Source organism: bacterium, from assembly GCA_040757115.1.
GTDB lineage: Bacteria > UBA9089 > CG2-30-40-21 > CG2-30-40-21 > SBAY01 > JBFLXS01.
Genome location: JBFLYA010000150.1, coordinates 1 through 9070, shown reverse-complemented (window position 1 = coordinate 9070; position 9070 = coordinate 1). Strand labels below are relative to the sequence as shown.

13 protein-coding genes are annotated in these 9070 nt (G+C 37.8%); 3 read left to right on the top strand and 10 right to left on the bottom strand.

The window, feature by feature from the left end; all coding sequences use genetic code 11:
* Positions 1 to 545: 545 nt before the first annotated feature.
* The 6 genes from AB1422_12880 to AB1422_12855 all read right to left on the bottom strand — a co-directional run bounded on the left by AB1422_12880 (position 546) and on the right by AB1422_12855 (position 3644).
* The gene (locus tag AB1422_12880) at positions 546 to 1433 is read right to left on the bottom strand and encodes a site-specific DNA-methyltransferase (GenBank protein MEW6620206.1); all 888 of its coding nucleotides are present in this window, start codon (positions 1431 to 1433) and stop codon (positions 546 to 548) included.
* Complete coding sequence (locus tag AB1422_12875) at positions 1430 to 2251, bottom strand: hypothetical protein (GenBank protein MEW6620205.1); 822 nt, start codon at positions 2249 to 2251, stop codon at positions 1430 to 1432. The genes AB1422_12880 and AB1422_12875 overlap by 4 nt, the downstream gene beginning before the upstream one ends.
* A 131-nt stretch (positions 2252 to 2382) precedes the next feature.
* Positions 2383 to 2610 carry a type II toxin-antitoxin system HicA family toxin gene (locus AB1422_12870; GenBank protein MEW6620204.1) on the bottom strand — a complete coding sequence of 76 codons (228 nt, stop codon included), beginning with the start codon at positions 2608 to 2610 and terminating at the stop codon, positions 2383 to 2385.
* Positions 2603 to 2815, bottom strand: a complete 213-nt coding sequence (locus AB1422_12865) for a type II toxin-antitoxin system HicB family antitoxin (protein ID MEW6620203.1) — start codon at positions 2813 to 2815, stop codon at positions 2603 to 2605. Before AB1422_12865 ends, AB1422_12870 begins: the two co-directional genes overlap by 8 nt.
* A 233-nt stretch (positions 2816 to 3048) precedes the next feature.
* Positions 3049 to 3396 (bottom strand): type II toxin-antitoxin system PemK/MazF family toxin, encoded by a 348-nt coding sequence (locus AB1422_12860; GenBank protein MEW6620202.1) that lies wholly within the window; start codon positions 3394 to 3396, stop codon positions 3049 to 3051.
* A complete protein-coding gene (locus tag AB1422_12855; protein ID MEW6620201.1) occupies positions 3396 to 3644 on the bottom strand; it encodes a hypothetical protein in 249 nt (82 codons plus the stop codon). The genes AB1422_12860 and AB1422_12855 overlap by 1 nt, the downstream gene beginning before the upstream one ends.
* A gap of 126 nt (positions 3645 to 3770) precedes the next feature.
* Between AB1422_12855 and AB1422_12850 the strand changes: the two genes are divergently transcribed.
* Entirely contained in the window at positions 3771 to 3938 is a 168-nt protein-coding gene (locus tag AB1422_12850; GenBank protein ID MEW6620200.1) for a hypothetical protein, read from the top strand.
* Between the two features lie 91 nt (positions 3939 to 4029).
* Here the strand turns inward: AB1422_12850 and AB1422_12845 are convergent, their stop codons facing one another.
* The 4 genes from AB1422_12845 to AB1422_12830 form a co-directional block, all read right to left on the bottom strand.
* Positions 4030 to 4437, bottom strand: a complete 408-nt coding sequence (locus tag AB1422_12845; GenBank protein MEW6620199.1) for a hypothetical protein — start codon at positions 4435 to 4437, stop codon at positions 4030 to 4032.
* A gap of 121 nt (positions 4438 to 4558) precedes the next feature.
* Entirely contained in the window at positions 4559 to 5785 is a 1227-nt protein-coding gene (locus AB1422_12840; GenBank protein ID MEW6620198.1) for a PorV/PorQ family protein, read from the bottom strand.
* Between the two features lie 400 nt (positions 5786 to 6185).
* On the bottom strand, positions 6186 to 7142 hold the full coding sequence (locus tag AB1422_12835) for a histone deacetylase (GenBank protein MEW6620197.1): 957 nt from the start codon (positions 7140 to 7142) through the stop codon (positions 6186 to 6188).
* Positions 7129 to 7635: a metallophosphoesterase gene (locus tag AB1422_12830; protein MEW6620196.1), complete on the bottom strand. Its 507-nt coding sequence runs from the start codon at positions 7633 to 7635 to the stop codon at positions 7129 to 7131. Before AB1422_12830 ends, AB1422_12835 begins: the two co-directional genes overlap by 14 nt.
* A gap of 488 nt (positions 7636 to 8123) precedes the next feature.
* Here AB1422_12830 and lptC point away from each other — a divergent pair, with 488 nt between their 5' ends.
* The gene (gene lptC / locus AB1422_12825) at positions 8124 to 8660 is read left to right on the top strand and encodes an LPS export ABC transporter periplasmic protein LptC (GenBank protein ID MEW6620195.1); all 537 of its coding nucleotides are present in this window, start codon (positions 8124 to 8126) and stop codon (positions 8658 to 8660) included.
* A 166-nt stretch (positions 8661 to 8826) separates the two neighbouring features.
* Positions 8827 to 9027 (top strand): hypothetical protein, encoded by a 201-nt coding sequence (locus AB1422_12820; GenBank protein MEW6620194.1) that lies wholly within the window; start codon positions 8827 to 8829, stop codon positions 9025 to 9027.
* Positions 9028 to 9070: the final 43 nt, after the last annotated feature.

The following is a 9070-nucleotide window of genomic DNA, read 5'->3' as shown; positions in this document are numbered from 1 at the left end:
CGCCCTTTTAACCCCAAAAAATCTCCCTTCTGGGTTGTCAAAGAATTTTTTTCTTCCCAAACTACCTTTCGCTCTCTCCTAATATAATTGTTATCAACCTTACCTATCCATTTGTTGAGAAAGCTCATTATCAATATTATCAAGAAGTTTTTAGCCTGCTGTTATCTACCGTTGTGGGTATTCTAAATTCAATATTCAAGGTTTGCTCCCACTCCTCCATAAAAATTTAGCTGCTTCTATTGCTGAAAGGTAACTTCTGTTCTTATAGTCTTTTGGTTCCATTTTGATTATCCTTTTTGCTTGCCCTTTCGCCTAACGTGGTGCGGATGAGCGAAGTGCCCCTTTAGGGGCATTTTGGCTTCAGCCCCGACCCGCAAGCGCGACCCACTTCATGTGCCCCACTTCGTAGGTGTCCCGCAAAATGCGAACCCCAAAGGGCTTTGAGCTCTGCGTCATTTTGGTTATCGGCTCCAGCATAAAAGAAGTCCTGAGCGTTAGCGAAGGATTTAGGTGGGTGCCGTAAGGCACGAACCTTTTATGCTGTGTTAGGCGCTGTTTTCGGCATCATTCTCACTCCCCTCATTGATAGACCCCTCCATTTTCTCAAACTTTATCTCTATTTCATTGTATAAAGTTCGTCCTTCTCGTCGAAGTCTTTCCAATGCCATTTGACAATACTCAGGATCAATTTCAACACCAATGCTGTTCCTATTAGTCTTTATTGCGGCAAGCATTGTCGTCCCTGTTCCACAGAAAGGGTCGAGGACAGTATCTCCCCAGAAAGAAAACATCCTAACCAGTCTATATGCCAATTCGAATGGAAAGGGAGCAGGATGGTCTTTCGTTGACGCCCCCGGAATGTTCCAGATTTGTTGGAACCATTGCTCATACTCTTTCTCGCCGATCTTGCTCAATTGACGTTGGTCAAAGGTAGGTTTACGGTAACCACCTGGTTTACGTTGCATAAGGATAAACTCAATGTCATTTTTAATTATGGCATTAGGCTCAAAAGGTTTGCCAAAAAATTTGGTACCATTGTTAACTTCGTATGTAGCTTTAGCAATTTTATACCAAATAATAGGATTCAAATTATCAAAACCTATTTTCCTGCATGCTACGGCTATGTCTGCGTGGAGGGGGACCACAACATGCCTACCGAATTTTCTTCGTGCAAGACACACATCCCCAACCACACAAACCAATCTCCCACCGGAGACTAATATACGATAGCAATGCTGCCAGACTTTTGATAGGCCTTCTATGAACTGCTCATAGTCATCAATATGCCCCATCTGGCCGGGATAATCACGGTACTTTTTGAGTATCCAGTAAGGGGGTGAAGTCACAACCAGGTGGATACTTTCATCTGGTATGAATGAAAGGTTCCTAGCATCTCCTTGAATTAAGCGATGTAAAGTTTTAGGACTGGTCATTTTCTCGATACTCCCAGCGTTGAAAGAAACATTCTCACCGCATTTTCGATGGACTCATTTGACTCTGAGGCAAAAACAACGCAATCTATGTTATCCGAACGAAGGCGATTCTGAATGTTTATATGTTCTTCAATAAACGGATAATACACAACAGCACCAAATTTGCTATTCGGAAAAGTTGATTTTAATTTGGCCGCTTTATTAACGATTTCATCGCATCGCTTATGGATATCTCTTCTGGCTTCGATTCTTTTTATATCTACTCCAACTTTAATATCCCCCGACTTTGGACTGGCTGCATCCAGCTCAAATTCTTCGCCCCCAGCTGTAAATATTCGTTTATGGAACTGTAAGCTACTAAACCTATTAAGACTTTCAAGGATATCTTTTTCCCACCGCCCCTTTCCTTTCCTAATTTCTTTATCAATAAAGGCAACCCTATCAATCTGGCTGAGGGCGGGGATTTCTAAATACGACGGCAAAAACGGCTTGATATATCCTGCAATAACTTTAGCCTGATCTTCATTCAGATGAGGACTATAGGTATTTAAATTTTTGATAGATAAGTCGCGTTCGATTGCTCTTGCCGCAATATTACAGGCAGCTAAAAGTGGTTTAAGAATGAGGGGGCGGCTAACGATAGCTTCTGCAAGATCAAAAGCGTTCATACTCGAAAAGACAATGACTTCAACTTCTCGTTTTTCTATGAAATTAGAAAATGCCTCATGTAGAGCTTTCTCTATAGATTTTTGTCGTGAATCTGCATCGTCTTTCACCCATTCCATATAATCTGCATGACTTCCATATTTGTCTGTCATTATGTATCCTCCATATGCATACTATTAGCCGAAATTGCGCCTAACGTTTTTGGACTTTGCGAAGTGCGAAGCATTTGGGCGAACGAAGTGAGCCGCAAAGCCCGTGTTATCTGACGTTCGGCGCTCGTTCGCTAAAGGTTCTCCATAAACTCATCAGGGGTTATCCTGGCTTGCCGCAGAATGCCCCTTAACGTGCCTATCGCCAGCTCACGGTGCAGAGGAACCACGCATCCGACAGCGCCCTCTGGCGTTTGTTTCTTAAGCACCACGTGGTTGCCGCGTTGCCGCACTCTCTCGAAACTCAGGCGTTCCAGTGCACGGATAGTTTCTTTTCCCGATACCCTGCGTAACTTAAGCATACGCCTCCGCCTCAAAAGTGGTCATCAACGGCTTGGTAACTTCAAGTAGGGGGAACTTTTCCAGGTAAAGCTCCGTCGCTTCTCGCAGATTGGCGATGGCTTCCTCAACAGTGTACCCCTGGCTAACCGTCCCAACTTCGGGGCATTCTGCTACGTACAGGTTTTCTTCCTTGTGGAGAACCGCGGTAAAGATTCGTGTTGCCATTTCAAACACCTCCCGGTATTGCTCTTGAAGATGCTATCTGTCAAGCCGAATGTCAGATAACGTTCTTGGGATAAACGAAGTTGGAGGTTCGGAAAGATCGTAACAGTTTTAACCACACATCCTTTGTTTGATGCTTAGAAATTAAGAGAACAATAACCTCCAATTTTGTTTATCCCATGTTATCTGAAGTTCTTCGGGCATTTTCTCAAATTCAATCCCCTATTTGACATCAATCATAGCCCAAGGGAGTAACGAACAGCTGTTTCAATCTTCTCTAATACCTTACCTGAAACCTTGCCAGCTGGTTTATCAGGAAACCGTTTGGGATCCAATGAACGGATTTGAAAACATAAGAAAATTGTTTCTATCGCTAAACCACTATCTTCTGGTGATACACGGACATTTGTCGGATAATCACGAGAAATGTTTTCGCCTCTTGTCCCAACAACGACTGTAACCACAAGAGGCAATTTATTAATGGCATCTACAGATAAAACCAATACTGGACGTTGCCCTGCTTGCTCTCGTCCCTTCACAGGATCCAAATTGACAAAATAAATTTCTCCTCGATTAATGGTCATTATCTGCTCTCCAATCCATCTGCTTCCGTTACAGTAAACTCTTGATCAATCTTTTGCAACTCAGCTCGAACCTCAGGGTCCATTGACATCGCAGCAAGTTGGCTTTCGAAAGCATACTGTTCAATCACATGAGTTTTCATCAGGTTCTCTTGTAAGCGATGAGCAAGTTGCTCAATCAGCCATAACTGTTCCATACCAGATAAATGGCTGATTGTTTTCTCCATACTACTCAACACTTGTGAAGGCATAATCTTCCTCCTTAATATCCAGATATTGTAAGCGTTCAGGTGGTGTAACAAAAGGAGATGTGGAGATTAAGGAGATAGGGAGATATTATTAAAAAAATTGAAATTAATAGAAACTAATAGAAATTTATGGAAATTTGTTGTTTTCCACAATCAATTTCTACCTATTTCTATAAATTTCAATCTATTTCTATTATCTTATCTCCATATCACTCTTATCTCCTTATCCCCTTTCTTACACTTTTGATATATAGCCTGAACGGTTACCTATTATTCTACCATCTGTTCCCTTCTTAATTTCTACACCTTTCAGAATAGGCTAAAAAATCCTGATAAATTCTGAGAAAAAGCTTGCGTTCTGATATCACACAATTAATTTTGTCCTCGCCTATTTATCTTCTTCTCTTCCCTCTTCACTTTCTTTTGTCACGGTTTGACCCTGTCCAGTTAGAAGAGATTCTATCTTAGTTTTCCATTTTATTCCATCCCGAGTCCCAAGCCATACTCCAAAAATAAGTATATCTTGAGATTCTTGATATACAATTCTAAGGACTCTCCCCGGGAATACAGGTTTAAGTAAATGAGTAGTGCTCAACTCTACTTTTTTTATCTTTTCAATTGGAATAACGAATTCTCGTGGCGGAAGCCAGCGTTTAAATGTTACTCCTTCTGTTGAAAGTTTTAGATTTCCTTCTCCACATATAGTTAATTCTCCGGTCAATTTACCAAGCCAGGTATCTCCTTCTTTTTCAATACCAAGATAAACTGCACCTGCACATTTTAAAATCTCTGCCATATATTTATATCCTCCTCGGTTTAAATTCTATTTTTATATATTAAAGAGGTTAAAAAAACCTCTTGAAATTCCATAAATAATTATCCTTCTTTCGTGAAATTTATGTCATCCATAGTAAAATTTACTCAACAAAAGTAGAACATATCCAACCAATAGTCCCATCTTCTAACATAACTTTATAATACCATTTCTTCGATGTATCCAGAACAGGCAATTCTGTTCCTTTGGAAACTGTGGCAATGCGTTGATAATTCGAACCAGGACCATCCCAGATAGCGACATTATCCATCTTTACCCGAACAGTTAATATCTCTGGTTTTTTGAGCGGTTTAGTTATCTCTGGTTTAGCCCCTTCATAAGATTTTATAGGTTGATAAACTTTTATTGGTTTAACTTTAGGTGTTGGAATCCTTTTAGTGCCAAATTTTGTTGAGATAGAGAGTTTGTGGGTATCGCCCAAATCACCATAAGGTGCATAAGCGTAATCTACGAGCACAGAATTACCCAGTTTAAATCCACATCCAGCAGACATCCCCGTAGATAAACCTTTAAATTTCCCCAGTTTATTATCTGAATTTGTTTTCCCACTAAATCTTAACGCTAACCATTCACCAAACCATGATTCTATACCCGCACAAAAATCTATTTTCTCATCTTTAATCTTTTTTATATCAAAAGAAATATTAAAATTCCTTCCTAATTGATAAGATATTCCAGCCCGATATGTTAATGGTAATGCGAATTCATCCTTTATAAATTTCATCTTAGGACCTACATTACATATAACAAATCCCAATCCAAGTTTATTTGATGGTTTAGTTAATATTCCTAAATCCACAGCAAATCCAGAAGCAGAGGTATCTTCAATAGTTTCATAAATATATTTAAAATTCACTCCCATAAAGAGATTTTCTTCGATTGCCTGGGCAAAGGCTAAAGATAATGCCATATTTTCTGCCGTAAACAATTTCCCTGTTTCCCAATATCTGCCATTTCCGTAACCCTGAGTATCCCTTAATATCTCTTTTATTTCATCCATATAGAGGTAGGTTACAGAGGTGGCAAAGGTCAAATCTTCTACAGGATATGCTACGCCAACAAATTCATAATTAATTCCCTCAAACCATTCATTGTGCATAAAATTAAATTCTGGCTGATTTATCCGGGCAAGTCCTGCTGGATTCCAATAAATAGAGGTGACATCATCTGCTAAAGCCGTATATGCCCCACCCAGTGCCTGAGGTCTTGCTCCTACATCCATTTTTAAAAATGCCGCCCCTGCTCCAAAAACACCAACGGGAAGAATAATCAAAAAACATAGAGATAAGATTATGCTTTTAAAATTCATTTTTATTCCCTCCCTTTGTAATATAGATTGAAATTAGAAATCACAGAAAGCGTGAAAATCTAATCACTGATTCCCAATTTTTATAGTAACTATTCAGCATACCAAGCAAGTAGGAAGTAGGAAGTAGGAAAGTAGGAAGTAGGAAGAGGGGAAAATACTTCATACTATACTCAACAACGGCATAAATTAAGATTTTGTAAGTGCTCAGTGTGTAATAAAGGGAAAATGGAAAATTGGGGAAAAGGGTAAAAGTGATTTCCTTTTTTCTTTTCCCATTTTCCCCTGTTTTTCCCCTTTTCCCTTATAACTTCTCATTCATTTTCTTTCCCTTTCCTACTTCCCTACTCTCCTACTTTCCTATAGGGTGAATAGTTACTTTTTATATTACTTATTATTCCCCCTAATAATTCAACATCTCTAATAGATATTCTTCTACAAGAACAGGCAATACCTCTAAATTATAACCTCCCTCCAGACAGGAGACGATTTTACCTTCGCAACATTGTTCCGCTATCTCACAAATCATCTTTGCCAGATTTTTATAACCTTCCGTAGTTAACTTCATACCGCCAATCGGGTCATCTTTATGTGCATCAAATCCCGCAGAAACTAAAACTAACTCCGGGTTAAACTCTAAACTTTGTGGTTGTATGTAATTTTTGAATGCCTGAATATACTCTAAATCACCACTTTTAGCCGGAAGAGGAATATTGATAGTAAATCCTTCTCCTTTACCCTCGCCTTTTTCTAATTGAGTCCCTGTGCCCGGATAAAATGGATATTGATGAATAGAACCATATAATACACCCGGGTCATCATAAAAAACTAATTGTGTTCCATTTCCGTGATGGACATCAAAGTCAATAATCAGTATTTTTTTAAGACCATATTTCTTCTGGGCATATTTTGCGCCAATTGCAATATTATTAAATATACAAAATCCCATTCCTTTATTAGGTTCGGCATGATGTCCTGGTGGTCTGATTAAGGCAAAGGCATTTTTTACCTTCTTCCCTTCCATCACCGTATCAATTGCTGATATTACTCCACCAACCGCTAACAGTGCGACTTCATAAGACTTAGAACATATCTGGGTATCCGGGTCTATCGACTTTTTATTTGTCTGGCAGGCACGCTCTATCATTTTTATATAAGTCAATGGATGAACAAAACTAACCTCTTCCACCGTCGCATATCGTGGTGGAATATAAAATAATTTATCTCTAATTGGACTTTCTTCTAAGTATTTTAATATTTTTATTAATCGAAGTTTATTTTCCGGATGCCCTCGGGTCTCATGAAGTAAATAAGCTGGATGATAAACTAATCCTATTCTTGATTCATTATTTTTTTTCACATTTATTCTCCATATTAACTATTTCCACACGGCATTCAGGCAATGTAAGAATTCCCACCGTGCAATTATTGGTTAACCACCCACCACATTCCCCCGGATTAATTACCAATGTTTTACCTTCTCTAACATCTACGGTATGTGTATGTCCATAAATAATAACATCATACGACCCAGTTTTAATTAAATCATCTAAAAAATCTGGAATATGATATAGTAAAATCCTTTTTCCTACAATAGTTAACTCATAAGGAGCCGGATAAATTTCTATCTTTAGTTCATTAAACTTTTTTGTTAATAAAGCCCTTTCTCCATCATTATTTCCAAATACAGCAATGAGTTTACTATTCAGATGCTTAAACTCTTTACAAGTAATAGGAGATATAATATCACCCGCATGCAAGACTAAATCTACCTGAACTTGATTAAAATATTCTACAGCCTTTGCAATCATTGGCATATTCTCGTGAGAATCAGCCATAATACCTATTTTCATTAATCTTACACCAAATATATTTTACAATGAATGAATAAAAATGTCAAGGGAAATTTCTGAAACTCTGATAAATCGAAAGTAAAAATTTGCGGATTGGTAGTGAATGAGGAATTTGTAACAGGTCGAATTTTTTGTTGACATAGGACAAAATTTTTGCTAAAATACCTTCAGGAGGTGCAAAAATAGTAACCGTTCAGGTAATCCTTTACCGCAGAGACGCAGAGAAAACAGAGAGGAAAATATCTTTTTTTTCGTGTTTATTGCGTTTTTCGGTGTTTAAAAAGGCTTAAAAACAGTTAGTCAAAAGTAAGTATTAAAAGATTAATAAACAACGAAAGACCCGAAAGGCACACAAAAAAAGGAAATTTCTGTCTCTGGTGAATAGATTTTAATTTTTTTCTCTGCGTCTCTGTGTCTCTGCGGTGAACGGTTACCAAAAATAAATAAAATTATCCCCAAACCCCAAAAAGCAATTTCCTATCAATTAAATGAGATTAAAAATTTTTATATTTGTTTTAATTTTAATAGGAATTATTAGTTTTCTTTTAATTAAAAATACAGGTAAAATAAAAGAAAAAGATAAGATTCCTGCGACTGAATTTTCTGACTCAGAATCAGGCTTAAAGGGATTTTACCTTGTCGAGACAATATCTGGTAAGCCTCAATGGGAATTATTGGCTAAAAAAGCCGCAATGTCGCCAACACATACTAAACTTGAACAGATTAAATGTATCTTTTTTTCCGATAACAAACCTGTTTTAACCGTAGAGGCTCAAAATGGCATTCTTGATACCCAAACAAGAGATATTGAACTCAAAGGTCAGGTTAAAGCAACGAATGAGGAAGGAACAGAATTTAGAAGTGATACCCTTAACTGGCGTGCTAAACCACAAATTTTTATTACTCCAGATAGAGTGGATATAATTCATAAAAAGGTTCATATCTCTGGTTTTGGATTAGAAATTGACCCGGAAAAAGAAAAGATAGAAATTAAGGAACAGGTAAGGATAAAAATTGAAAGTTGAGAGAAAAATCAGTAACTGTTTACCGCACAGACACAGAGACGCAGAGAAAAAATTAAAATTTATTGGTAACTATTCAGCCACAGATGGACACAGATGAAACACTGATTTTATTTTTTTATCCGTGCTAATCCGTGTTAATCAGTGGCTGAATAGTTACTTTATTTCTATGTCTTCTCTGCGAGTAACTATTCACCACGAAGGGTACGGAGAGCACGAAGTGAAATTTGATGAATTATCGAATAGAGTCATTGGATGCGCTATAGCGGTGCATCGAACTCTTGGACCAGGTTTGCTTGACACCGTGAAGAGTGATAATTCACAATTCACAATTGACAATTCACCATTCACCATTATTAAGGAAATTTAGGGAAGAAATTGTGAATGGTGAATTGTGAATGGTGAATAGTTAC

Bases quoted from the DNA above. Each gene is read 5' to 3' on its own strand.
- AB1422_12880 (MEW6620206.1), bottom strand. From the start codon at position 1,433: ATGACCAGTCCTAAAACTTTACATCGCTTAATTCAAGGAGATGCTAGG.
- AB1422_12875 (MEW6620205.1), bottom strand. From the start codon at position 2,251: ATGACAGACAAATATGGAAGTCATGCAGATTATATGGAATGGGTGAAA.
- AB1422_12870 (MEW6620204.1), bottom strand. From the start codon at position 2,610: ATGCTTAAGTTACGCAGGGTATCGGGAAAAGAAACTATCCGTGCACTG.
- AB1422_12865 (MEW6620203.1), bottom strand. From the start codon at position 2,815: ATGGCAACACGAATCTTTACCGCGGTTCTCCACAAGGAAGAAAACCTG.
- AB1422_12860 (MEW6620202.1), bottom strand. From the start codon at position 3,396: ATGACCATTAATCGAGGAGAAATTTATTTTGTCAATTTGGATCCTGTG.
- AB1422_12855 (MEW6620201.1), bottom strand. From the start codon at position 3,644: ATGCCTTCACAAGTGTTGAGTAGTATGGAGAAAACAATCAGCCATTTA.
- AB1422_12850 (MEW6620200.1), top strand. From the start codon at position 3,771: ATGGAAATTTGTTGTTTTCCACAATCAATTTCTACCTATTTCTATAAA.
- AB1422_12845 (MEW6620199.1), bottom strand. From the start codon at position 4,437: ATGGCAGAGATTTTAAAATGTGCAGGTGCAGTTTATCTTGGTATTGAA.
- AB1422_12840 (MEW6620198.1), bottom strand. From the start codon at position 5,785: ATGAATTTTAAAAGCATAATCTTATCTCTATGTTTTTTGATTATTCTT.
- AB1422_12830 (MEW6620196.1), bottom strand. From the start codon at position 7,635: ATGAAAATAGGTATTATGGCTGATTCTCACGAGAATATGCCAATGATT.
- lptC (MEW6620195.1), top strand. From the start codon at position 8,124: ATGAGATTAAAAATTTTTATATTTGTTTTAATTTTAATAGGAATTATT.
- AB1422_12820 (MEW6620194.1), top strand. From the start codon at position 8,827: ATGTCTTCTCTGCGAGTAACTATTCACCACGAAGGGTACGGAGAGCAC.